This is a genomic window from Pedobacter sp. AK013 (genome assembly GCF_014205835.1).
Lineage (GTDB): Bacteria > Bacteroidota > Bacteroidia > Sphingobacteriales > Sphingobacteriaceae > Pedobacter.
The window spans coordinates 43,031-69,370 of record NZ_JACHCQ010000009.1 but is presented as its reverse complement, the minus strand read 5'-3'; the positions used below and the strand labels follow the sequence as shown (position 1 = coordinate 69,370).

Here is a 26,340-nt window from a genome sequence, read left to right as displayed (position 1 = left end):
AAAAATCAAATGAGTTAATCGAAAAGGCAAAATGCTTAATGAGCTAAGACCTGAGTAGAAAAACAAGGTTTCATTTTTAAACCACACTTAACAAACTTTTACTTCCGTAGAAAACAGGTAAATGTTCTTCCGCAACGCTTTTTAAAGAATAAATAATAACAGAAATAAATTTTAAAACCAGAAAACATGAAAAGAGTAACCATTAACACCAATTATGTTGGATTGGTGTTTAAAAAAGGAAAATTAAAAAACGTTTTAACAGCTGGAACTTACTGGTTAGGTTTCGGTGAAGATATGACTTTGTACGATATGGCAAAAGAGTACTATTACACGGTTGCCGAATTGGATATCTTATTGGAAAACACAGATTTTGTGAATTTGATTCACTTGGTAAGTGTTGCCGATAATGAGTTGGTTTTGGTTTATCAAAACCAAAATTTTAAGAACGTTTTAACCGCCGGTAGGCACGCCATTTGGAAAGGTTTATCAGAATACAATTTTGTTAAGGCAGACATCAGCAACATTAATATTGACGAAGCAATTGATAAAAATTTATTGGAGAAAACACCATTGTTAAATTACATCAGGGCCTACAAAGTAGAATCGTTCGAAAAAGCTTTGTTATTTATCGATGGTAAATTTGAAAACGTATTGGATGCAGGAAACTATGTTTACTGGAAAAACGGCACAAGTATTCAGGTTTTAAAAACCGACATCAGACAATTGAATATGGAGATTATCGGGCAAGAAATCTTAACCAAGGATAAAGCGCAGTTAAGAATAAACTTCAGTATCCAATATAAAGTTGACGACATTATCAAAGCCTTATTGGAAAACAAGGAATTTGAAAAACAATTGTACATCACCATGCAATTGGCATTAAGAGAATGTATTGGCTTAATGACTTTTGACGAATTGATGGAAAGCAAGGAAAAAATTGCCGAAATGGTAATGGCCATCACTTTAGATAAGGTTGAAAATTTGGGTGTAAAATTAACAAACTGTGGTGTTAAAGACATCGTTTTACCAGGTGACGTTAAGGAAATTATGAACCAGGTTTTAGTTGCCGAAAAAAGAGCGCAAGCCAATATCATTACACGGAGAGAAGAAACGGCATCAACCAGAAGTTTGTTAAACACCGCCAAATTGATGGAAGACAACGTTATGTTGTATAAGTTGAAAGAGATGGAATATGTGGAGAAAATCGCAGAAAAAATCAACAACATCAGCTTATCGGGCAGTGGACAAATTGTAGATCAATTGAAACAAATCTTCGTAAAATAAATTAAATTTAGAAACCCTCGGTCAGGTGAGTATTACCTGCCGGGAATTGAACGAGAATAGAATGAAAACCACAATAATAAATAAACTTGCAGAAATAGAAAGATCAAATGATATCAAAATATTATTTGCATGTGAATCAGGTAGCAGGGGATGGGAATTTCCCTCACCGGATAGTGATTTCGATGTCCGCTTTATTTATGTGCGCCCGCTCAATTTTTATCTTTCTGTTCAGGATAAGGATGATCAATTGGATTTTCCTATTAATGATGAGCTGGATATTTACGGATGGGACATCAGGAAGGTGCTTAAATTGATCCGGAAATCTAATACTACTCCTTTCGAGTGGTTACAATCGCCAATCATTTATAGTGAACTGGGTAATTTTAGAAATGATTTATGGACACTCTGTCAATCATACTTTTACAGAAAAACAAATATCAATCATTATTTAGGAATAGCACACAGCGCACTAGAAACGGTAGTAAACGAAAATGAAATTAAGATTAAAAAGCTTTTTTATGTACTTCGTCCCCTACTTTCGGCTAAATGGTGTTTGGAGAAAAACGCGATTGCGCCAATGACCATCGGGCCGCTTTTAACCTTAATGCCCGAGCATCTTCAAACATTGGTAAGGGATTTAATCATATTAAAATCGACCTCAGCAGAAGGTTTTATCATCAAGATAGCCCCTGAGTTGAGCAGATACATTGATGCTGAATTTAAAAACTGTACCGAAGGGGCCAAAGATTTACTAAAAGAAAGTTTTAATGCAGAAATACTTGATACATTTTTTAGAGATACAATAACCCGTTATGACGATTAAAGATTTAAAGGATAAAAATTTACTGTTATTTGAATGTTTAAGCGGTAGTAAGGCTTATGGGTTAGATACTCCACAATCTGATACTGATATTAAAGGAATATATTATATGCCAAAAGAAATGTTTTTTGGTTTGAAGTATATCCCACAGATCAGCAATGAAAGTAATGACGAAGTTTACTATGAAATTGGCCGTTTTATTGAATTATTGATTAAGAACAATCCAAATATTGTAGAGATCTTGGCAACACCAGAAGAATGTATCTTATATAAGCATCCGATATTGGATAAACTAAACATTGACATGATTTTATCAAAGCTGTGCAAAGATACCTTTGGCGGATATGCTTTAACACAGATTAGAAAAGCAAAAGGTTTGAACAAGAAGATTTTAAATCCAATGCCGAAGACCAGAAAAACAGTATTGGATTTTTGTTTCATCACAGAAAATTATTCATCTGTAAAAGCGAAAAGCTGGCTTACAAAAAATGCTATTTCGAAAGCTGATTGTGGATTGTCGAAAATTCCAAATGCTAAAGATCTGTATGCCTTGTTTTATGATGCGGAGAAGAAATTGAATTATAAGGGGATTGCAAATAAGGAAGCGGCAAATGAAGTATCAGTCTCATCAATACCTGCAGGAGAACAAGAAATCGCCTATTTGTTTTTCAACAAGGATAGCTATTCATCTTATTGCAAAGAGTACAATGAATACTGGGATTGGGTAGAAAAACGAAATGAAGATAGGTACAGCTTAAATAAAAGCCATGGCAAAGATTACGATACCAAAAACATGATGCATACCATTAGACTTTTGCAAGTAGCGCTTGAGATTGTACGCGATGGAGAACTAAATGTAAAAAGACAAAATCGGGATGAGTTACTTTTAATAAAAAGAGGAGAACTTGATTACGATGAAGTATTAAAAATGGCAGAAAAACTAATGCTACAAATAGAACAAGAAACAACAAAAAGTAAGCTTCAGGAAAAACCAGATGCTCGACTAATCGAATCGATACTTGTTGAGATCAGAGCAGAACTTTATGCCAATTAAAAGATTAAACAATGAACAACAACATAACAGGTAATAACCTGATCGAAATAGGTTATTCCGAAGGAAAAATAGTAGGCCTGGCCTTAGAAATTTTGAAAGAAAACTTTACTGATATCAAAGAAAAAGAATTATTGGCCTTATTTAAGAAAGTAAAAGATTACCCTGAAAGTTTTTTGGATGATGAGGTATTAAACACACTCGCAGCTGCTGTGATCGAGGAAGCCAATCCAAAATCGGATGGAACCATTGAACTGATCAACAATGCCAAAGATTATTCGATTTTCGGTACCGATTATATAGAAGAAGGTGCCAGAAATCAAATGGATATCGCTATGAAGCTACCTGTTTCGGTAGCGGGGGCTTTGATGCCTGATGCCCATCAAGGTTATGGTTTACCAATCGGGGGTGTATTAGCAACCAGAAATGCAATTATCCCTTACGGTGTAGGTGTAGACATCGGTTGCCGAATGGCTTTAAGCATTTTCGATATCCCAGAGAAACATTATTTCGGGAAAGATGCCATGTACAAACGAGAGTTGATTGCCTTTACCAAATTTGGAGCCGGACAAAACTTTAAAGGCAATGAAAGAGCCGATCATGATGTTTTGGAAAATGAGGCTTTCAACGCTACCCCTTTCCTTAAAAATCTACATGGAAAAGCCTGGGCGCAATTAGGAACCTCGGGTGGTGGAAATCATTTTGTAGAATGGGGTATCATCGACTTTGCGGAGCGTGATGAAATTTTGAATATTGATAAAGGTCGTTATGTGGCATTACTTACGCACTCAGGATCACGTGGATTGGGGGCAACTATTGCTGGTCATTATACCAAATTAGCGAAAGAGATTTGCAAACTTCCTAAAGAGGCTGCAAACCTGGCTTATTTGGATCTAAATTCTGCCGAAGGGCACGAATATTGGATTGCCATGAACTTAGCGGGCGATTATGCTTCAGCCTGTCATGAGGTGATTCATAAAAGGCTGACTAAAGCAATCGGGGCAAAAGTTTTGGCCAAGGTAGAAAACCACCATAATTTTGCATGGAAAGAAATGCTTGATGGAGAAGAAGTGATTGTGCATCGAAAAGGTGCTACCCCGGCAGACAAAGGTGTGATGGGGATTATTCCAGGAAGTATGACGGCACCTGGATTTTTAGTGAGAGGTAAAGGTGAAACAAGTGCAATCAACTCGGCATCGCATGGTGCCGGACGTCAAATGAGCCGAACTAAAGCTTTCCAATCAATTACTAAATCGGATATGAAAGCCATTTTAAAGGATCACAATGTTACGTTAATTGGGGCTGGCTTAGATGAAGCGCCAATGGCCTATAAAGACATCAACAAAGTAATGGCCGCACAAACCGAACTGGTTGACGTAGTAGCTAAATTTGAGCCCAAAATGGTGCGAATGGCTGATGATGGAAGCAGGGAGGATTAGCAAGATCAATCAATTCTTAACTGCGTTTATCAGCACTACTATCAAAAACCCCATTTTATAATTTGAAATGGGGTTTTCTAATTAGCCTGATTTTGTGATAATACATACAAGTTATGTTCAATTTCGCCACCTTTTTCCGAACCTAAGCATCATGCTGATCCGATAGCTATCGGATTTATTTCAGCATCCTTTATCCAGAATAGACCTTGAAATAAATTCAGGGTGACGACAGTTTTTTTGAAAATATCTTCTGAAAATTTTTAAGTTCATTCTATCCATCAAGTTTGCGCTATTAAAAAAGTTCATTTTTTTTTAATTAAATTTCAGCGTTCTCAAGCGGATAAAATTTAAGAATGCTTTTTACTTTTTTATCTTTAGCTTTTCCTGTAGGATTTGATACATTTACCACACTGATGTACTTAGTTGGATCGCCTGTGGATTCAAAAATCAGTACTTCGGCATAATCAGTTGCATTTATTAATGAAGGCTGATCTTGTAAAACAGTGAAATTTCTTTGATTTAATGACGCTACAATCGTTTCTTTATTTTCTACCAGTGGAATGCGATGGGTAATTTTTCGTCTTTTCATCCAATTATCATTAATTTCAGAGTAGGGATGGATGACCTGACCATTCAGAACACCGACTATTGCTCCACCAAGAATAACGATAAATTCCCCCGCCCAAATTATCCATAATAATACCCCGCTAATGGTATCTGTGCTTTCGATACGGAATGTACCTATTTCATTCAGATTAATAATTTCCTGAACCAAAATATGAGGATGCGTAAAAAGGAAAAAGAAATCACGTGCCAAAAACTTTAAATCATCGCCATTGAGGTTAAAAGTAAAACCCTTCCTACTATAGGCTAAGGTATCGAATAATACCCACTGAATATAGAAAGCAAACAATCCACAAAAGATTGCAATAATGGTAACGATCTTTTTATTCCTGAGTTTTCCGATCTTAACTCCAAGATCAATAAAAAATCCCAAACCCAAGCCTAAAAGCAAAGCGATAATGGCGATGAACCAAATATTGGGAATAAGCCTTCCGAGGATAATGTAAAAAAGCGGCAAAATGAATGATGCCAAAATACCAATGGCAAGTGTAGTAAGGATAGCTGATGTAGAAGCGTAACCTTGAGGCGTGTATTTTGGTTCCATAAAAGCGTGAAATGAAATCTTTTATCTGAACACTCCATCATCCAATTTGTTTGACGGAATGTTCAAATTCTCTATTTCAATTTGCTTAAAGCTAGTTTTATTCTAGGTAGCATATCTTTAATATCCTGTAAGGTACAAGCTCCCACCGAGGCCCTGAACCAAGGCATGCTGTCTTCATTTCCAAATGCAGAGAATGGAACCAAAGCTGCTCCGGCCTCTTTAATCAGATAGAAATTTACATCTGCACTGTCTTTTAAAACCTGACCATCTTCAGTTGTTTTTCCAATATAATCGATTTTAATGGTTAAATAAATGGCGCCCATAGGCTCAACGGCATCAACATTAAAGCCTTCGTTCTTTAATTCGTTAAAACCATTATAAAGCGCGTTTAAACTATCCTGGATCTGGCCTTTAAAACTGGTCAAAAAAGTATCAACCTGTGTTTTATCATTAAAATAATTTGACATGGCCACCTGCTCGGCCTTTGGAGCCCAGGCACCCATGTGGCCAACCAGCGCCTTCATTCTATTAATAATATCTTCAGGACCAAAACCCCAACCTACACGTACACCTGTTGCAGCTAAACATTTCGAACTACCATCAACAAAAATGGTAAATGGCCTCATCTCTGGCCTTAAAGAAACCGGATTTACGTGCACTTTACCAAAAGTTAAAAGCGAATAAATCTGATCGTACATCATGTACAATGGTTTTTCGTCTGCACCGCGCGAAGCATTTTCTTCTAAAACCGCATCACAGATTTCAGCTAATGAAGCTGCATCGAACATGGTTCCTGTTGGGTTTAATGGCGAGCACAAAGCCAATAAAGTTGCTCCTTTTAAATGCGGTTTTAATTGTGCAGCTGTTGGCATAAAATTATGCGCGGCATCTGTTTCTACAGCAATAGTTTTTGCCGAAGTCAGGTGAGAGTAGTGATTGTTGTTCCATGACGGAGCAGGGAAAACTACTGTATCTCCTGGATCGATCAACGCCAGGTAAGTAGCATAAATTAATGGACGGGAACCACCAGAAACTAAAATGCTGTTGGTGTTGTATTCCAATCCAAATCTATCCTTTAATAATTCCGAAACCGTTTCACGTAAAGGCAAAACTCCGTCAGCTGGCGGGTAATTGGTTTGGTTGGCATTGTACGCCTCTACAATCCCAGCTTTTAGTTCAGTTGGGATTGGGTAAATGTTTGCATCAAAATCGCCTATGGTTAAGTTGGCGATTGAAGCACCTTTGCGCTTCATTTCGTTCACCTCATTACCGATTTTTATAATTTCTGAGCCAATTAATGAACTGGCCAATACTGAAACTTTCATTTATTTATATTTTGTTTCTATGGTGATAAAGCTATCATAACTTGGTAGTTATTCCATTGTGGAAAGTTATGATCGTTTTATATTTATATTGAATGCTATTCTTCAGATTTATAATGCTTTAATTATTTTTTGAAGTTCTCTTTTATCAATACTACTTTCTTCTGATTTATCGTAAAGGGTCAACATATTGATAATTGTACCATCTGGGGTACTTGAAACTAAATATGTTATTATCCTAAATCCTCCACTTTTACCCTTTACTTTTTACAGCAAGTCTGATTTGTATAAACCTGCACCAATATCATTACCTTGCTGTGGATTTTCCAGAAGTTTTTCTTCTAATTCTTAGAGATCTTCTACTAAAGAAAGATATTTCTTTTTATAGGCTTTGGCCTTTTTGATGAAAACATCCGAATAAATAACCTCATTAGCCTTTAAATATCTTTTAAGCTTAAGGGCTTCCGTTTTCCTTGCTGCATTTCCTTAATTTCTTTTAAGGCCTGAACAATTTCGGAAGTAATTTGACTAGTTGGTTCTACCTTAACTTTAGCACCAATCTTGCTAAGGAATTCTTTTACAAAACCTGCGTCTTTATCCTTAATTTCTATTGTTAAAGTTGTCATAATTACAAATTTAGCAAATTTTATTTAACCAGATCCTCTATTGCTTTATTCACTTTTCCGAAACCAAACTGCGATAAAACATTATGCATTGCTGCAGAAATTTGCTCGTTACAAAGGTTGCCAATGCTTCCTTCGTGTGTATGATGTATTTGGCCAGATGGTGCAAAAGTACCATTTTCTATCTGTTCGCCAACAATTTTATAGGCCTCTCTAAATGGAACACCTTGGAGTGCTAAATCGTTCACAACCTCAACGCTAAACAGGTAATCGTATTTTTTATCTTTTAAAATATCATCCTTTATCGTAATGTTCTGGAACATAAAAGTGGCAATCTCCAGACACTCATTAAGCGAAGTAATTGCCGGGAAAAGGTTTTCTTTTAACAATTGTAAATCGCGGTGATAGCCTGAAGGTAAATTGGTAATCATCATGGCAATTTCGTTCGGCAAAGCCTGAATTTTATTGCAGCGCGAACGGATCAACTCAAAAACATCAGGATTTTTTTTGTGTGGCATAATACTCGAACCTGTGGTAAGCTCTGCCGGAAAACTGATAAATCCGAAATTCTGATTAATAAACAAGCAAACATCCATCGCCATTTTAGCTAAAGTTGCAGCAATTGCGCTCATAGCCTGCGCCAAAATTCTTTCTGTTTTACCTCTACCCATCTGCGCATAAACCACATTATAGTTTAAGCTTTCAAAACCCAATAGTTCAGTCGTTAAAGTTCTATTTAAAGGAAATGAAGAACCATAACCAGCGGCAGAACCTAATGGGTTTTTATTGCAGATTTTCCATGCAGCCAACATCAGCTCCATATCATCTGCCAGGCTTTCGGCATAAGCACCAAACCATAATCCAAAAGATGATGGCATGGCAATCTGCAAATGCGTATAACCTGGCATCAATTTATCTTTATGCGTATTGCTTAATTCAATTAACTGATTAAATAAAGTTGAGGTTCGGCCAACCATATCTTCTATACAGGCCCTGAAGAACAGTTTTAAATCAACTAAAACCTGATCGTTACGTGAACGGCCGCTATGGATTTTCTTGCCTGCTTCGCCAATACGCTGGGTAAGCAACCACTCTACCTGCGAGTGCACGTCTTCTACACTGTCTTCGATGGTGAAATTTCCAGCTTCAATTTCAGCATAAATATTTTTAAGTTCTTGCTGAACTGTTTTCAATTCTTCAGCTGTTAGCAAATTGATGGTTTCCAACATTTCGGTGTGGGCCAGTGAACCCAGCACATCAAATTTTGCCATTTGCAGATCGAGTTCACGGTCTTTACCTACAGTAAAATTTTCTACAAACTGATTTACATCAATATTTTTTTGCCAAATCTTCATTTTAATCTTATTTAACCGCAAAGCGCGCCAGGCTTTCCACAAAGCACGCTAAGCTATACTATTTTTTACCACAGCGTTCACTGAGTTTTCACAGTGAACACAAAGCATTCAAACATTTAAGTCAGGCATCCAAGCCTTTATGCCTTAAAGTCCTCTACCTTTAACCTTGTATAACCGGTTTTAACATATTCACATAGCCCTCAACTCCTTCGGCTACTTCTCTAACATATAAAAACTCATCAGCCATGTGCGAACGGCCAGAAAATCCTGGGCCACATTTTACCGATGGGATATCTAATAGTGCCTGGTCTGAAGTAGTTGGCGAACCATAAGTGGTTTTTCCAAGTGCTACTCCTGCCTGAACAACCGGATGGTTTTTATCAATCGACGATGGTTTTAAACGGATAGACCGAGGTGTAACATCACAATCAACATTTGCCCTGATAATCTCTAACACTTCTTCATTGGTATAGGCATCTGTTACGCGTACATCAACGGTAAAAGTACAATTTGCAGGAACAACATTATGTTGCGAACCTGCATTGATTATGGTAACCGTCATTTTTAATGGCCCGAAAACCTCCGATACTTTTGGGAACTGGTAGTTCCTAAACCATTCGATATCTTTTAATGCTTTGTAAATGGCATTCTCTCCCTCTTCGCGGGCAGCATGCCCAGCTTTACCATGCGATACACAATCTAACACCAAAAGGCCACGTTCGGCAATGGCCAAATTCATTTCTGTAGGTTCTCCAACGATACCAAATTCGAGTTCGCCTAAATCAGGCAAAACCAATTCTAAACCATTATTACCGGAAATTTCTTCTTCGGCAGTCGCTGCCAAGCAAATGTTATATTTTAAATCCTCCTGCCCGTAATAATATAAAAACGTTCCGATTAGCGAAACTAAACAACCACCAGCGTCGTTACTGCCCAAGCCAAACAGTTTATCACCTTCAATTGCTGCATCATACGGATCGCGGGTATAACCAGAATTTGGCTTAACCGTATCATGGTGCGAGTTGAGCAACAAGGTTGGCTTATTAGCATCAAAATGTTTGTTGTAAGCCCAAACGTTGTTCATTTTACGCTGGGTCTTAATCCCCCTCTCTTCCAAAAACTGGGCAATTAAGTTCGCGGTTCTGTCTTCTTCCTTGCTAAAAGACTGGATACGGATTAACTGCCGCAATAAATCCAGACTTTCTTTTTGTATATTTTCTAATAACATAGTATCAAGTAATGAGTATTAAGTATCAAGACCAAACCCGTCTTTAAACTTTCTACCTTTTATTTTGGCTTTCAGTTTTATGTTTGCGATTAAGACTTTATGCCCTATACCGCTAACCCTCTTTAGTATATAGATTTCCTGCTTTTAAAGCTGAAAGTTTAATACCTTTTATCAATGATGAGCTAAAACCGTTGTGCTCCATTTCATTTAAACCAGCAATGGTGCAACCTTTCGGCGAAGTTACCTTATCTATCTCTGATTCTGGGTGTGTTCCGTGTAATAAAAGCAAATCGGCCGCTCCTTTAGCCGTTTGAACAGCCATTTTTAAAGCTTCATCAGCGTGAAAACCGATTTCTACCCCACCTTGCGATGCGGCCCTAATTGCCCTCAAGAAAAATGCAATACCACAAGCACAAAGTGCTGTTGCAGAAGTCATTAAATCTTCATTTATTTTCACAACAGATCCTACAGTTTCGAACATTTTGGTTACATCAGCGATATTTTCAGCTGATGCGTTATCGCTAGCTATGCAAGTCATAGATTGACCAATGGCTATTGCCGTATTTGGCATTACGCGAACCACTTCAACTTTATCACCTAATTTTTCTCTAACAGCAGCACAACTCACACCCGAAATTACCGAAATAACCAAATGTTTAGCCTGAACGATTGACGTTTGGATTTCGTCTAAAACCGTGTTTAATTGTTGGGGTAGAACGCCCAAAATTATAACATCAGCATCAGCTACAGCCTGTTTATTGTTATTGCTAATGTTAAAACCAACATCAGCAAAAGATTTTAAGTGGTCGGTGTTTCTACGGGTAAGCGTAATGTCGGTAGCTTGGGCAAAGTTGGCCTTTACCAAACCTTTCGCTAAAGATAAACCGATATTTCCGCTACCAATGATGGCTATTTTTTTATTCATGGTTGATTATAGTTTGTTTCAGATTGTTAATACAGCTGTTTAATTTTTCTGGAAAGCAATTTCACTAAGGCTATTTAAAGGCAGTTCCTGCTATCCGCTTTACTCCGTTGCACTCCGTGTTCGCTACTATCAGGTTTATCGGGCAATGACAGTATATTATCGGTTACTTTTCCATGCATTGTCTCAACCCTCTGCCTTCAACCTTCCTACCTTCCACCTTATTTCAGCATCTTTGTTCCAAAAGTTCCCTCAGCAAGTTCAGCCAACTCATTGGCTTTACCGATATATACCGCTGATACTCCTTTTTTAATCGCTTCAAAAGCATTATGCAATTTGGGGATCATTCCACCCTGTACTGTTCCATCCGCTTTTAAAGCTTCAAATTCATCCGCTTTGATTTCTCTTACCACAGAACCATCATCGTTCACATCTTTAAGCACACCCTTTTTCTCAAAGCAATATACCAAACGTGTTTCGTATAAAGCCGACATCGCCACGGCAACTGATGAAGCAATAGTATCGGCATTGGTATTGAGTAACTGCGAATTTCCATCGTGGGTAATGGCACAAAATACCGGAACCAAGCCTGCCTTCAGCAAACTGTCTAGCGTATTTGAAGACACAGAGTTTTCATCTAAATCTCCAACATAACCATAATCTATTACCGCACCCGCCAACGGTCCGGGAGCAGCGCCATATGTGACCGTTTTTACCGGACGCTTTGTTGCTTTGATCACATTTCCATCTGCACCGCTCAAACCTATGGCATTGCTGCCTTTTGCCTGTAATTGTGCTACCATATTTTTATTGATCAAACCTGCGTAAACCATGGTTACAATCCGCAGGGTCTCGATATCGGTAATCCGTCGGCCTTCAATCATTTTGGCCTCAATACCTAGCGATTCGCCCAATTCGGTTGCAATTTTACCTCCCCCATGAACCAGGATCTTATCTCCGGGCAATGCAGTAAAATCCAATAAAAACTGATGTAGGTTTTCTGAATTATCGATTACATTTCCACCGATTTTTATGATAGTAAGTTGTTTCATGATTTTTACCTTTTCATCATTGCGGGGCACGGAACAATCTTACAACTATGATGGGTTATTTTCTACCGCATTAAGATTGCTTTGTGCCTCGCAATGACGAGTTTTTTGATATTACAATTCCTCCAACATCGCTTTAATTACCGCCTGCGCCGCCCATAAACGATTTCCTGCTTCATGGATAACCAATGAGTTTGGTCCATCCAAAATTTCTGATGATAATTCCAAATCGCGACGCACAGGCAAGCAGTGCATCACTTTAGCATCGTTTGTGAATTTTAATTTCTCGTTATTCATCATCCAGCCATCAGGATAAGTTAATACTTTTCCGTACTCTTTATAACTGCTCCAGTTCTTCACATATACATAATCGGCACCAACCAGGGCTTCTTCTAAATTATATTCAATCTTTGCACCTGGTGTGAAATCTTCGGCAAGTTCATAACCTTCTGGCTGAGCAATCGTAAAATCGATCATCCCCTCTGCCTGAGCTTTGCACATCCACTCGGCAAAAGAATTTGGCACAGCTTGAGGTAATGCCTTAACATGTGGTGCCCAGGCTAAAACTACTTTGGGTTTGCGTCCATCGGGTTTCTTTGTCCAGGTTTCATGAATGGTAATAATATCAGCAAAGCTTTGTAAAGGGTGGCGTGTTGCACTCTCTAAACTTACTACCGGTACAGCACAATATTTCACAAACTTATTAAAAAAATCTTCGCTATAATCTTCCTCACGGTTATTCAGTTTTGGGAAAGAACGCAAGCCTAAAATATCGCAATATTGCCCCATTACAGCTGCAGCCTCACGAATATGTTCAACAGTCGAACCATTCATTACCACACCATCCTGAGTTTCTAAAGCCCAACCTTCTTTATCCATATTCATCACCATTACATTCATACCCAGATTTAAGGCCGCTTTTTGCGTACTTAACCGGGTACGCAAACTGGGATTCATAAAAACTAAACCCAAGGTTTTGTTCTTCCCTAAATCCTGGTGCGCATAAGGATTCGCCTTTAATGCAAGTGCATCATTTACAAATTGTTTGATGCTTGGAACATCGTGTACGGAAGTAAAAAGTTTCATTTTTTAATCTAAATTAATTTATCCCGATCCGTCGTCCTGAACTCATTTCAGGGTCTCTATTAAGAGATGTTGAAATAAATTCAGCATGACGATCGACCTAATACACAATATCTATTTTACTAATTTACCAAAAGCGGCTAAAAACTCATCAGCATGTGCTTTTGTTAAATTTAATGCTGGCAATAAACGGATTACATTAGGTTTTGCCTCGCCGGTAAAAATATGGTGTGTAAACAATAATTCTTTTTTAACATGCGCCAGCTCGACAGGTAACTCAATACCAATCATTAACCCACGGCCACGCACTTCTACTACCTGCTCAAATTTCTTCAGTTCAGCTATTAAGTAATTTCCAACTTCTTCGGCATTTTTGATGAGGTTATCTTTTTCTATTACTTCCAGAACAGCTAAAGCCGCAGCACAAGCTAAATGGTTACCACCGAAGGTTGTACCCAGCTCTCCATGCCAAGGTTTAAATTTGGGTGCAATAGAGATTCCCGCTACCGGAAATCCATTACCCATTCCTTTTGCCATACTGTACACATCTGCTTCAACACCTGAATAGTCGTGCGAGTAAAACGATCCTGTACGTCCGTAACCGCACTGTACACTATCGGCAATGTAAACGGCATTGTATTCGTCGCAAAGTGAGCGGATTTTCTGCAAGAAACTTTTCGACGCTTCTTTAATTCCGCCAACACCTTGGATACCTTCAATAATAACAGCCGAAATTTCATTGCCTTGCGCTTTAAAAGTTTCTTCTAAGGCAACCTCATTATTAAAAGGCAAAAAGATTACATTTTCAGTCTGATTAACGGGTGCTACAATTTTAGGATTATCGGTTACGGCAACTGCCAAAGACGTACGTCCGTGGAAAGCACCCGTAAAAGCAATTACTTTTTTTCTTCCGTTATAAAACGAAGCTAACTTTAAAGCATTTTCATTTGCCTCAGCTCCAGAATTACACAAAAACAATTGGAAATCTTCTTTACCGGAAACTTCACCAAGTTTCGCCGCAAGCTGAACCTGTAAAGGAATTTTTACCGAGTTAGAGTAAAAACCAACTTTATTTAATTGATCGGTCAGTCTATTAACGTAGTGCGGATTAGTATGGCCAATCGAAATCACAGCATGACCGCCATATAAATCTAAATATTGTTGCCCATTAGCATCCCAAACATTACTGCCTGCTGCTTTTGTTATTTCTATATCATTAAGTGGGTAAACGTCGAATAAGTTCATTTTTCAATAAGGTTTAAAGGTTGAGGGCGGGAAGGTAGAAGGTTGATATTCTCTAACCTTTTCCACCGTTTCTCAAAAATTTAATAAATGCGATTAACATCGCCTTAATTTCATTAACACTTTTATTCACAGCCTCATAAACTGCCAAACTGATGTAAGCTAAATCACGGATGAGAATAAAAGCATATTCTATTTCTTTTGTAGAGCCAAGTGCATTATCAAGATAATGAACAAAATCCTTATCTGTGTTTTTTCCACTTCCTTCTACTATATTTAAAGGGATAGAATAGGTGGCCCGCCGAATTTGTTGGGTTAAAGCAAATTTTTCTTCAATAGGCATGATAGGTAGGATTTCCTTATGAACCTGTAAAGTAAATAAGTGCGCCTTTTTCCAAACATCTAATTTTTGATAATCTCTCATAACTCATAAATATTTTGTATGTCTGCACCCAGGCCTTTCAGCCTTCAACCCTCCAGCCTTCCGCCTAGAAATTAGCTGCTTTCAGCTTCAATCCTGCTGTTTCATCCAAACCGAACATTAAATTCATATTCTGAACAGCTTGTCCGCTGGCACCTTTTAACAGGTTATCGATCATGCTGATGATAAATAATTTGCCGCCATGTTTTTCTACATGAACCAAGGCTTTATTGGTATTTACCACCTGTTTTAAATCAATATTTTTCCGGCTAACATGCGTAAAAGGATGCGTGCTATAATATTCTTCGTAAATGTTTTGTGCTTCTTCCAAACTTAAATCACTTTCCAAATACATCGCAGCTAAAATTCCCCGGGTAAAAGCGCCTCGCTGTGGGATAAAGTTTAAAGCTTCAGAAAGTGATGGCTGCAACTGTAACAAACTTTCGCTGATTTCGTTCAAATGCTGATGCTCAAATGCCTTATAAATGGAAAGGTTATTGTTTCTCCAGCTGAAATGCGAAGTGGTTGATAAACTCTGTCCTGCACCTGTTGAGCCAGTAGTAGCATTGATATGAACCTCGCTTTTAATCAGCCCTTTTGAAGCCAATGGCAATAAGCCTAATTGGATACAAGTTGCAAAACAACCAGGGTTTGCAATATTTTTAGCTGCTTTAATTTTATCACGATTTAGTTCGGGTAATCCATAAACAAATTCGCGGTTTTCGAATGTCGATTTTTCATGCAACCTAAAGTCCTGAGATAAATCTATAATTTTAATGCTTTCGTTGATTGGGTTAGCAGCCAAAAATTTCTTAGCATCACCATGGCCAACACATAAAAATAATACATCGATATCTTGCGAAATATCACTCACGAATTTTAAATCAGTATCACCGATCAGATCAGTGTGTACATCAGAAATTAAGTTCCCGGCGTTACTTGTGCTATTTACGAAAGCAATTTCAACATTTGGATGGTTAATCAAAATACGTAGCATTTCGCCACCGGTATAACCTGCGCCGCCAATTATTCCTGCTTTAATTTTCATATTTAAAAAGGTTTAGGGTTTGAGGCCTAGGGCTTAAGGTTTAAATGCTAATGCAGCCTTAAACCTTAAACCCTCTACCTTCTGCCTTTGAGGCTATGCCTCGTTATTTACTTTATGCCAAATCATTACCTGGTTGCCAAATATTTTAGAGAAACCTTTAACGTCTTCTCCGCTCCAGGCATTATTCATTTCGCCGTAACTACCAAATTTATTACTCATTAAATCGTGGTTAGATTCAATTCCGATAATCTGGAAACGGTATGGTAACAGTTCTACAAATACTTTACCGCTCACAAATTTTTGTGTATCGGTCAAAAAGGCCTCAATATTCCGCATAATCGGATCGTGGAACTGCCCCTCGTGCAACCAGTTACCATAGAAAGATGAAAGTTGTTCTTTCCAGCTTAACTGCCATTTGGTTAAGGTGTGTTTTTCTAAAGTGTGGTGTGCCTTGATAATGATAATGGGACCAGCAGCCTCAAAGCCTACACGGCCTTTAATACCAATAATGGTATCACCCACGTGGATATCTCTACCAATACCGAAAGGTTGAGCGATTGCCTGTAATTTTTGGATTGCCCTAACAGGTGCTAGTTTTTCACCATCAATAGCAACCAGTTCGCCTTTTTCGAAGGTTAATTCTACCTTACGCGATTCTGTTTCTGAAACCTGTGTAGGCCAAGCGCTTTCTGGCAAGGTTTCGTGCGAGGTTAAAGTTTCTTTTCCTCCAACCGAAGTCCCCCATAAACCTTTATTGATTGAATATCTTGCTTTTTCTGCACTATATTCTACACCATGTTGTGCTAAATATTCTATTTCCGCTTCGCGGGATAATTTTAAATCTCTGATTGGGGTAATGATTTCTACTCCCGGGATCAGAATATTAAAAATCATATCAAAACGAACCTGATCGTTGCCTGCTCCTGTACTGCCGTGGGCTACATAATCAGCACCGATTTTTTTCACATAATTGGCAATAGCAGTTGCCTGACTCACGCGCTCAGCACTTACCGATAATGGATAAGTAGCATTTTTTAATACATTTCCAAAAATCAGGTACTTGATACAATCATCATAATAACCCTCTGTTTCATCTACCACAGCATGCGATTTTACGCCCAAAGCATAAGCTCTTTTCTCAATTTCCTGCAATTCTTCGTCAGAAAAGCCACCGGTATTTACAATTACCGAATGAACTTCTAATCCGCGGTCCTGTGCCAGGTAAATACAACAAAATGAGGTATCTAAGCCTCCGCTAAATGCTAAAACAACTTTTTTCATGCTACTTAAATAAAAAGGTAAATAAAAATAAAAGGGCTTTTAAGCCATTTTTTGGCTTAGGTTTAACAACTAAACGTTGTTTAATGCGCATAAAACGCTCGTATAATTTGGGTTTCTTTTGCAGTTCTTCGGCAAATTGCTTGGCTACTTCATGTTTTTTTTCAGCCGGATCGTAAAGCATAGCTGTACACATGCAGTTTTTGCGTTCCTTCATTTTTAAAATTTCGAAGTTTACGCAGCTCTGGCAGCCTTTCCAAAATTCTTCATCCTGGGTAAGTTCGCTGTAGGTTACGGGCTCATAGCCTAAATCTGAATTGATTTTCATTACGGCCAAGCCTGTTGTTAAACCAAATATTTTCGCCTTTGGATATAACCTTCTCGATAAACCAAAAATTTCATTTTTAATGGCTTTTGCTAATCCGGCTTTACGGTATTTGGGGCTTACTACCAAACCGCTATTGGCCACAAACTGTCCGTGGCTCCAGGTTTCTATATAGCAAAATCCTGCCCAAGAGCCATCTTTATGGAAAGCAATAACCGATTTGCCTTCTTGCATTTTATTAGAAATATATTCTGGCGAACGCTTAGCAATCCCTGTTCCACGAGCTTTTGCCGATTCTGCCATTTCGGTTACTATTTCTTCTGCAAATACACGATGTTCAGGAAGTGCAACCTGCACTATAAATTCGTTAATATCCATTCGTTTTCTAACGAAAAATTATAAGTATTCTTGTTAATTGGGTTTTTAGAGAGGATCAATTCCTCGTTACGTTTAGTATAGGTACTAAATACGTGGAGTGAAATTTTGCCGGCTTGTGGGATAATAAAACACGGGCTGAAAATGATTAATAAACACACCTTTTCCAGACACATTTTGTGCTGTGAAAACAGAAAGTTTATGTAAAATTTGTTTAATCATTTCTTGCGTATTAAAACGGCTTTAACTCTATTGAGGTGCAAAGGTTTAAATAAAAATCGAGTTACGCAATAATATCGTATTTTTTTTATGTTAAGCTTTCCATTTTATTGGATTAATCTGACTTAAACAGGCACTGAGGGCCGCTTATAAATTTAAAAAGTTGCGGATCTTACATTTCAGTTATGGGTTATATTGCCAATTTTAACATTGTTAAAAGAATGCGACAAACTTTAACATCTGCTTAACATCATTTAACATCCTGTAATACTGCTTAAACCCAATATTTGTATGCCTGTAGCGAATGCGATCTGGCTATCGTTTTATGGATACTCCTTAAATATTAAATCAAATTTTAACCGTATGAAGAATTTTACGTCATTTCATTTCAAGTCAATCACTTTATTTGTTCTAATTGCTTTTACAGCATTCACTTCATGTAAAAAAACCGAAACTGCAGATCCTAACATATCTTATTTAAGGGTAATCAATGCATCACCTTCTTTAGCTACTTACAACGCTTACTTTAATGGCAACATGGTTAATTCGGCTGCTTTACCATTTGGGGGCTCTGCAGCTTACCTTTCTTCTACCGCAGGCACATACAGTTTAAAATTTACAACGGCCAGCAGTGCAGAGAGTTTGTTAACCAAAACCATTACTGTGAATGCTAGTGCCTATTATTCTGCTTATTTAATTAATAAGCCAGCTGCATTAGATGTTTATACCATTGGTGATGATCTTTCTATTCCATCAACCGATAAAGCTTACATCCGTTTTATCAATTTATCGCCTGACGCCCCTGCTTTAGACCTGGCAAAAACCGGTGCAACTTCCATGCTGGTTACCAATAAAGCTTATAAGAACGCAAGTAGTTTCATTGCGGTAGATGCAGGGACTTATACATTTGATGTAAAAGAAACTTCATCGGGGACAGTTAAAGCTACCTCGGCCAGCACCAGTTTTACAGCAGGTTATCATTATGATATTATTTGTGGTGGTTTGGTAACACCTGCAAATGAAACTGAACGTCCATTAAGTTTACAAGCTATATTAATCAAATAAAAAAGGCTGTTATGTTTAACTTTCATAAAAAACGGCAATTTTCGATATGAAAATTGCCGTTTTTGGTTTATATTAAAAGAAAAGTGAGGTTATACCATAAGTATGAAAGTCATACTGGGCTTGTCGAAGGACCTTTTTTAAATGTTTCAAAGGCATTTCGACAGGCTCAACGTGACAAATTAGAGGTGAAATTACAACTTACCATACATCCTCGCTATCATTTTCTATTTTTTTATTACATCAGTAAATTTCACCTGTATGATATAAGTACCTTCTAATTTGAGTCTCCAAGACCACCTTGGGTTTACAGAGTAACCTGGTGATGATGGAAAGCCATCTATTGATTTTATAAAGGTACTCGGTATTCTATAATACATTAAGAAACCCCAATCGGTAGTTGGCGTAACATATTTTGTTAAAGGAAACGGTGCTACCTCAAAATCGCAGATCATAGCGGTATCAGTTTGAATAACCGGGTTGAATTTAGCATAGTTTTCAAAAATTGGCCTATCTCCCCTGGCTATAATTTCTTTTGCTTTAGGATTAAAAACATTTCCATTTTTATCCACCATTTTCAGTATAGCTCTTGCACCTAAAGATGAAATTTTTGTACAGGTAATGATTGGGTTTTTCATTGGCGTTGCTACACCTGTAACATCATTAAAGCCGTTAGCTACATTATCAGTAATCTCAAATAGGTCATCTATAGTGGGATCTACCACATTAATTGTTGCTAATTTAGGAAATAACTTGGTACCAGTACCATTAGTCATTTCTACATCATATACATATCTTCCCAAGGGTAAGAAACCAGATGCTTTGTTAAAGGTAAGCTGTCCACTCAATTCATTAAACTCCATTGGTTTCTTTTTAACCACCTCCCTTTTTTTATTTAGCAAGTCAAGCGTTACATCTGTTTCAGGATCAAAATTGGCACCGGTCTTAAAAACAGTAATTTCATATTCCTTCGAAAACTCTACAGGCGCAGGAGAACCATCTTCTTTCCGCAAATTGAGCAATTTAAAGGTAAAAGGCGGTGTAGAACCATCTGCATTGATTCGATCTGATTGAAAAAGAGGCAAGCCTCTTTTTGCATAAATATTATTGTCTTTATATCGAATGGAATCACTTAGAAAACCATTTTGTATTTTTTTACAGGCCACTACACTTAACAAGAGTAATAAGCCTAAAATGTATTTCATTTTCATAATTGCGATTAAATTAATTGCCCAAAGACTGTGCATTAAAAAATAACCTGTGGTATCCACTTAACACATGAACTATACCATTGGTCGTAACAATTCCTGATGTTTGACAATCCACAGCCTTGTCTTTTTGTGAATCTGGAATAGTACTTTGATCCGCCACTTGATCATCACGGGTTCCGATTACTTTAGTATACGTTACATAATCCACATAATTAACATACTGTGTATATTCATAAGAACGTCTCAATTTGATCAGGTATTGAACATTTGGAATAGCTCCGAGTAAACTATTATAAAGCTTACCGCTAACGCTCATCTGGTCTCTGTTGATCTTGCCCGCAAATAAATAAGTCTTTAATGAATCATTCAGTTCCTGTGACGGAATATCTTTAATACCGAAGTCAAAGTTTTCTGTTCCAAGCTGGAGAGATTTCTGATATTTTTTGGCCTTTACATACTCCGCTATTCCATAATTTGTAGTTGCAAAAAAGGTTACATTGCCATTTACAGCATCCTTTAAACCTGCCCTGTCTATCACTTTCACTAAGGAATCGAAGTTGCGGTTAGACTTTAAGTAATCGTAAGTACTTAAGTTTACATTGGGATCACTTGGCCCACCATCCCTTTTATAATCATTTTTTTTACAAGCCGTTAGCGCCAGTAATATTAATGAAAGATATACTAATATATTATTTTTCATATTTTTTAATCTCTTAATAAAAACAACTTATACTTTACCCAACCAATATGGTGTTTGTTTCAATAACGGATTGTTTCTAAACAATGCAGGGTCTACAGGCCAATAAAAACCTTCTCTTCTAAACCTGCTTTCTGTAAGCCAATCTACGATAAGACCGTATCTTCTAGTCCTAAGCAAATCATAGAATAAATGTCCTTCCAGGTACATTTCTTTACCACGCTCATAAGCATATTCATCCATTACCTGATCTACGGAGCTTCCGGCAGGAATTAATACCGGATCTGGGTCATTTCTTTTTCTGAAATCATTGATAATACCAATAGCTGTTGCTGCATCCTTTTTGTAAAGTGCAATTTCCGCTTTAAGTAGTTTCATATCGCCCAGTCTGAAAATGATAATGTTATTGCTTAGATAAGGGTCTAATTTTTGCCCGGGATTTCTGTACGTTACGTTACTGTATTTTATACTCATTGGCTTAATCGGATTAGTGAGGTCAAAGCCTTTTTTGTAACGTATATCGGTGGTTGTTTCGAAATGATTATTAAGATACAGAGGCGTGGTATAAAAACGTGGGTTGTTTCCATAACCTTTGATATAATTCTCATTTAAAAAATAAGAACCTATGGAACTATTAGAACCTTCCAATGTATTCTCGCTGATGTTAATTTCAAATATGCCTTCAGAAGAACGACCAATAAAAGTATTTTTATAATTAGCGGTATCTGTTAAAGCATAGCCTCCTTTGCTAATTAATGTATTTATGGTCGTATCGGCATTGTTCACATCAGTCAAATTAGGCGCATCAACTGAAACGTCAGACATAGTTGCTCTCCAAAGATACAAATGTGCTAAAAGGGCATATACTGAACCTTTATTTGCAGTAACCTTTGCGTCTCCGGTATTGGCATAATTCCAGCTTAATAGATTAATGGCTTTGTGACAATCATTTTCAATCAATTTCATAACGTCCGATTTTGAACTTCTTGGCAATTGTGGCGCATTGATTGGATCATCGTAAGACTCTGTAACCAACGGTACATCACCCCATACCCTTACCATCATAAAGTAACTTAATGCACGAAGGAAATAGGCCTGGCCAATCGCTGAATTCCGGAATTGAGCAGGATCGTCTTCACCAGATAATTGTGCATCACTCATGCCATTAACTTTTTTTAAAATCAGATTAGACATGGCAATACTTTTATAATATAAAGTATAATTTGCCAGCGTATTGAGATTGTATTGAAAGGTAAAATCTCCACCCTGAATCCCTTCTAAACCATCACCTGTATATTGAATCGTAAAATAGTTTTTGGCGATAGCGTCACCATACATAAAATAACGATTGTTTTTATTGGTAATAGCACTACGCATCATAGCATAATTACCAGCGATGGCACTTCTTACATCCCTTGATGATTGCCAGAATGTTTGCTCATAAGGTGCGTCCTTAGGTTCCTCATATAATAATTTTTTACAGGAACTTACGGTAACCGCTGTAGCCACTGCGATAAGTACGCCGATTTTTGTGATTATATTTTTCATTTATTGACGATATTAAAATTGAACTTGTACACCTAAAGTATATTTTCTTGGAATAGGATATCCGGTTCCATTATACTCCCCATATCCGCTAACAGCTTCTGCATCAGGTAATTTTTTTGATTGCTGGAACATATATACGTTATCAGCAATAGCGTATAATTTCAGCTGACTTAAGCCTAATTTTCTTACGATTTTAGGGCTAAAATCATAACCAAGATTGATACTTTTGATCCTTGCATAGCCACCTTTTTCGAGGAAAAAGGATTGTGCAGCCGTATAATAATATCGATAGGATCCCAAATCGAGTTTTGCATATTCAGCCTGATCTCCAGGGTTTCTCCAGATGTTCAGGCGACTTAGATCTGGTGAAGAGACACTGGCAAAATTATATACTGCATTAGCATCAGTTGCGTTCGTAAAACGATCTGAATCAAATAGATTGAGTACGTCACGTTTAAGAGTGAATGTTACAAAAATCCCCAAAGAGAAATTTTTGTAAGAAAAGTTATTGGTCCAACCACCCGTAAAACGTGGGTTAGGATCGCCAATTGGTGCTTTATCCGGATTAATACCATCATTGAAAATGTCTATAAAATAATCTCCATCCAAATCTGCCAGATAAAAATCACCTGCACTAAATGTTCCATTACTGTTTCTATATCTTTCTCCAGTGTAAGGATTCTGCGGAATATCTGCTGAAGTAGAAAATACGCCTTTTGTACGATATAAATAGAAAGCATTTAGCGGACTACCTACAGAAAGCACGTGGTTTTTATCAAAACGATCTCCACTCAAAATAATATCACGGCCACCATTTGGCAAACTCATGATCTGATTTTTATTATAAGAGATATTAAAAGAGCTATTCCACTTAAATTCCTTGCGGAAAGGATTTGCAGTTAAAGTCAACTCCAAACCTGCATTACGAACGGCAAATGCATTGGTGAAAGCATTGTCATAGCCTGATGTAACCGGCAAATCAACATTAAAAAGTTTTTGTTTTACTTCTTTGTTATACACATCAAATGAAATGGCATATCTACCGTTATCAATTTCCATATCGGTACCGATATTCCATTGTGTAGATTTCTCCCAGCTTAAATCCTTTTGTGCAACACCATTTGTAAAATTAGGGGTAATTGCGGTTACACCATTATATGAGGTTGCTCCGCCATTCCCACTAAAATAGCCATTGTTAACTTGGTAGGTATTATATTGCACATAAGCATTTCTTTTATCTTCGTTACCTGTCACGCCATAACTTCCTCTAATTTTAATTAGTGTAAAAGGGTTATTGGTTAAGTTTTTCATAAAGTTTTCTTCGGAAAGAAGCCATCCTGCTGAAATGGAAGGAAATACTCCATATTTATTATTTTCGCCAAAACCAGAAGAACCGTCCGTTCTGATCGTTCCCGACAAAAGGTACTTGCCATCATAATCATAATTAAAACGACCATAATAAGCTACCAATCCATGCGCGAGGTAATTTGAATAAGCATAAATATTCTGTTGCTTAAAACCAGTAACTGTTTGAATATTATCCGATGCACCACCATAGCCGGATGCCTGGGTAGATTGAAACAAACTATACTCTATATCTTGCCCCGCTACAGCACTAAAAGAATGTTTTTGAATAGAACCGTTATAAGCGAGGTAATTCGATGTTCTTAAGCCCATATCAGTTGAGGAGAAACTGGAAGAGCTGTTGCCAAAACCATTGTTTAACAAATTGCTCATACTTACATCCCTACGGTTATTGTTACTAGTATAGGAAGATTGTGAATTTAAGGTAAAGTGTTTATTAAATTCATAGGCCAGGTTAAGGTTAGCTCCAAATTGATTCGACACATTTCTGTTTAAGTTTTCACCATCTTTACTTACAAAATAATCCAATTTTTCTGGAGATATATTTAATAACGAGGAAGGCAAATTCCCTGAACCAACTTTTGTAGGCTTAGATGGATCGTTTGGATCTTCGTTTCCTCTGCCCCTGCTAGCACTTGAATAAGAAAATATGGGGTTGATCATCAATTTTTTATTCATTGCTCTCGAGGTAAGATTTAAACGCGTAGTATAACGTTTAAAGCCTGTTCCTTTTACAATACCATCCTCATCATAATACCCTCCGCTAAACCTGTAAGTTGTTCCATTATCAGTACCACCGCTTATACTCAGGTTATTATCATTGATTTTACCAGTCTGATAAAATAAATCCTGCCAATCAGTATGGCCATTAAAAGCTGGATTTAAACTATCTGTAAGTATATAAGGCAATTGTACACGCTGATCGTAACTTAGCTGTCTTTGAAGCACCTCCATTTTTTGCCTGCGTTCTGTAGTACCCATGGTAGCCTGTCTTAAATTAGGGCGTTGTACCATACCATAATAAGAGTTAAAGCTTACCCTTGTATCGCCACCTACACCTTTTTTGGTTGTAATTAAAATTACACCATTCGCTGCCCTTGAACCATAAATAGCTGCTGCCGAAGCATCTTTTAACACATCAATAGATTCGATATCATTCGGATTAAGGCCGGCCATGTAGTTGGTGCCTGTACCAGTTCCTGGTGGAACATAATCGTCAGATGATTGAGGAACACCATCTACCACATAAAGCGGTGATCTTATCACATTAAACTGATCATAACTTGTGCTACCTGTAGAGTTACCCCTTACGGATACTGTAGGCGCCACACCAGGCTGGCCAGTAAAGTTTTGAACGTTTACTCCGGATAAACGACCTTGTAACAGCTGATCAAAACTTGCCGCAGGCAAATTAGCCAGTTCTTTACCAGAGATACTGGAAATCGCAGCTGTAGTTTTCTTTCTGGTAATTTTTTGATAACCGATAGTAACCACTTCATTTAGTGTATTATTATCCTCTTCCAAAGAAAAGTTTAATGTACCGCTTGCAGAAACCGTTTTCTCTGCCGAACGATAGCCCACAATTCTAGCTACAATAATTGCATCTTCTTTTTGAACCGTTAAAACGAACTTTCCGTCCGCATTAGTAGCAGTACCGTTTTTTGTACCCTTTTCAATAATCGAAACACCCGGTAAAGGCTTATTAGAAGGATCTAAAACAGTCCCTTTAATTGTTTTTTGCGCAAAAGCCAGCCAGGGAATTAATAAATAAAAGAATGTGGCCGCTAAAAATTTTGCATAGCAGTGTTTAGTAGAAGTTTTTTCCATTGATGATTAGTTAGTTAGGTTTGATTACCAACTAAAGTATCGACTTTTTTACTTGGCGTTTAATTATTTTTTAGCTAAATGAAACCATATTTTAACCTAAAAATTTAACATTAATTAACATTTAATTCTTCAATACCTGACTTTTGCGGCATAAAACATGCCCGTATTGATCCAAATGGCACATTTAACCAAAATAAGTCGTATTTTCAATCATTTTTTTGCATAGATCAGGCTCATCAATTAACGAATAGATTTTTAGAAGAAAAATTAGGAAAAATCTAAGAATAGCAGCAGCTAAAACGTTAAACTAATCTTTTAGTACATAAGCAATTCCCAAATTAAAAATTTCGATAAATACATATTATTTTAGCCTATTTA

The 26,340-nt window shown here is 37.3% G+C and carries 22 protein-coding genes; 5 read left to right on the top strand and 17 right to left on the bottom strand.

Features of this window, described 5'->3' with window-relative positions:
* Positions 1-186 precede the first annotated feature (186 nt).
* The 4 genes from HDC90_RS08270 to HDC90_RS08255 all read left to right on the top strand — a co-directional run bounded on the left by HDC90_RS08270 (position 187) and on the right by HDC90_RS08255 (position 4,594).
* Positions 187-1,284 carry a slipin family protein gene (locus tag HDC90_RS08270; RefSeq protein WP_184465496.1) on the top strand — a complete coding sequence of 366 codons (1,098 nt, stop codon included), beginning with the start codon at positions 187-189 and terminating at the stop codon, positions 1,282-1,284.
* Positions 1,285-1,345: 61 nt separating this feature from the next.
* Complete coding sequence (locus tag HDC90_RS08265; protein ID WP_184465495.1) at positions 1,346-2,107, top strand: nucleotidyltransferase domain-containing protein; 762 nt, start codon at positions 1,346-1,348, stop codon at positions 2,105-2,107.
* Entirely contained in the window at positions 2,097-3,158 is a 1,062-nt protein-coding gene (locus HDC90_RS08260) for a DNA polymerase beta superfamily protein (RefSeq protein WP_184465494.1), read from the top strand. Before HDC90_RS08265 ends, HDC90_RS08260 begins: the two co-directional genes overlap by 11 nt.
* 11 nt (positions 3,159-3,169) lie before the next feature.
* Positions 3,170-4,594 (top strand): RtcB family protein, encoded by a 1,425-nt coding sequence (locus tag HDC90_RS08255; protein ID WP_184465493.1) that lies wholly within the window; start codon positions 3,170-3,172, stop codon positions 4,592-4,594.
* A gap of 316 nt (positions 4,595-4,910) precedes the next feature.
* On the opposite strand, the gene HDC90_RS08250 is transcribed toward HDC90_RS08255, so the two are convergent.
* The 13 genes from HDC90_RS08250 to HDC90_RS08190 form a co-directional block, all read right to left on the bottom strand.
* On the bottom strand, positions 4,911-5,762 hold the full coding sequence (locus tag HDC90_RS08250) for a hypothetical protein (RefSeq protein WP_184465492.1): 852 nt from the start codon (positions 5,760-5,762) through the stop codon (positions 4,911-4,913).
* A gap of 71 nt (positions 5,763-5,833) precedes the next feature.
* Entirely contained in the window at positions 5,834-7,087 is a 1,254-nt protein-coding gene (locus HDC90_RS08245) for a pyridoxal phosphate-dependent aminotransferase (protein ID WP_184465491.1), read from the bottom strand.
* A gap of 434 nt (positions 7,088-7,521) precedes the next feature.
* Positions 7,522-7,710 carry a hypothetical protein gene (locus HDC90_RS08240; protein WP_184465490.1) on the bottom strand — a complete coding sequence of 63 codons (189 nt, stop codon included), beginning with the start codon at positions 7,708-7,710 and terminating at the stop codon, positions 7,522-7,524.
* Positions 7,711-7,730: 20 nt separating this feature from the next.
* Positions 7,731-9,062 carry an argininosuccinate lyase gene (gene argH / locus HDC90_RS08235; RefSeq protein ID WP_184465489.1) on the bottom strand — a complete coding sequence of 444 codons (1,332 nt, stop codon included), beginning with the start codon at positions 9,060-9,062 and terminating at the stop codon, positions 7,731-7,733.
* A 160-nt stretch (positions 9,063-9,222) separates the two neighbouring features.
* Positions 9,223-10,290, bottom strand: a complete 1,068-nt coding sequence (locus HDC90_RS08230; protein ID WP_184465488.1) for a M20 family metallo-hydrolase — start codon at positions 10,288-10,290, stop codon at positions 9,223-9,225.
* 112 nt (positions 10,291-10,402) lie between these two features.
* Entirely contained in the window at positions 10,403-11,215 is an 813-nt protein-coding gene (proC, locus tag HDC90_RS08225) for a pyrroline-5-carboxylate reductase (protein ID WP_184465487.1), read from the bottom strand.
* 218 nt (positions 11,216-11,433) lie between these two features.
* A complete protein-coding gene (gene argB, locus HDC90_RS08220) occupies positions 11,434-12,264 on the bottom strand; it encodes an acetylglutamate kinase (protein ID WP_184465486.1) in 831 nt (276 codons plus the stop codon).
* Between the two features lie 111 nt (positions 12,265-12,375).
* Positions 12,376-13,347, bottom strand: a complete 972-nt coding sequence (locus tag HDC90_RS08215; protein ID WP_184465485.1) for an acetylornithine carbamoyltransferase — start codon at positions 13,345-13,347, stop codon at positions 12,376-12,378.
* Positions 13,348-13,458: 111 nt separating this feature from the next.
* Positions 13,459-14,589, bottom strand: coding sequence for an aspartate aminotransferase family protein (locus HDC90_RS08210; RefSeq protein WP_184465484.1), 1,131 nt, complete (start codon positions 14,587-14,589; stop codon positions 13,459-13,461).
* A gap of 52 nt (positions 14,590-14,641) precedes the next feature.
* Positions 14,642-15,010, bottom strand: a complete 369-nt coding sequence (locus tag HDC90_RS08205; protein WP_184465483.1) for a four helix bundle protein — start codon at positions 15,008-15,010, stop codon at positions 14,642-14,644.
* 64 nt (positions 15,011-15,074) lie between these two features.
* Complete coding sequence (gene argC, locus HDC90_RS08200) at positions 15,075-16,055, bottom strand: N-acetyl-gamma-glutamyl-phosphate reductase (RefSeq protein WP_184465482.1); 981 nt, start codon at positions 16,053-16,055, stop codon at positions 15,075-15,077.
* 93 nt (positions 16,056-16,148) lie between these two features.
* Complete coding sequence (gene argG, locus HDC90_RS08195; protein WP_184465481.1) at positions 16,149-17,336, bottom strand: argininosuccinate synthase; 1,188 nt, start codon at positions 17,334-17,336, stop codon at positions 16,149-16,151.
* Position 17,337: 1 nt separating this feature from the next.
* Positions 17,338-18,036 (bottom strand): GNAT family N-acetyltransferase, encoded by a 699-nt coding sequence (locus HDC90_RS08190; protein ID WP_167297266.1) that lies wholly within the window; start codon positions 18,034-18,036, stop codon positions 17,338-17,340.
* A gap of 579 nt (positions 18,037-18,615) precedes the next feature.
* Between HDC90_RS08190 and HDC90_RS08185 the strand changes: the two genes are divergently transcribed.
* On the top strand, positions 18,616-19,317 hold the full coding sequence (locus tag HDC90_RS08185; protein ID WP_184465480.1) for a DUF4397 domain-containing protein: 702 nt from the start codon (positions 18,616-18,618) through the stop codon (positions 19,315-19,317).
* A gap of 224 nt (positions 19,318-19,541) precedes the next feature.
* On the opposite strand, the gene HDC90_RS08180 is transcribed toward HDC90_RS08185, so the two are convergent.
* The 4 genes from HDC90_RS08180 to HDC90_RS08165 are packed head-to-tail and all read right to left on the bottom strand — an operon-like array spanning position 19,542 to position 25,962.
* Entirely contained in the window at positions 19,542-20,519 is a 978-nt protein-coding gene (locus tag HDC90_RS08180) for a DUF5007 domain-containing protein (protein WP_184465479.1), read from the bottom strand.
* 19 nt (positions 20,520-20,538) lie between these two features.
* Positions 20,539-21,225, bottom strand: coding sequence for a hypothetical protein (locus HDC90_RS08175; RefSeq protein WP_184465478.1), 687 nt, complete (start codon positions 21,223-21,225; stop codon positions 20,539-20,541).
* 27 nt (positions 21,226-21,252) lie between these two features.
* On the bottom strand, positions 21,253-22,770 hold the full coding sequence (locus tag HDC90_RS08170; RefSeq protein ID WP_184465477.1) for a RagB/SusD family nutrient uptake outer membrane protein: 1,518 nt from the start codon (positions 22,768-22,770) through the stop codon (positions 21,253-21,255).
* A gap of 12 nt (positions 22,771-22,782) precedes the next feature.
* Positions 22,783-25,962: a SusC/RagA family TonB-linked outer membrane protein gene (locus tag HDC90_RS08165; protein WP_184465476.1), complete on the bottom strand. Its 3,180-nt coding sequence runs from the start codon at positions 25,960-25,962 to the stop codon at positions 22,783-22,785.
* Positions 25,963-26,340 lie beyond the last annotated feature (378 nt).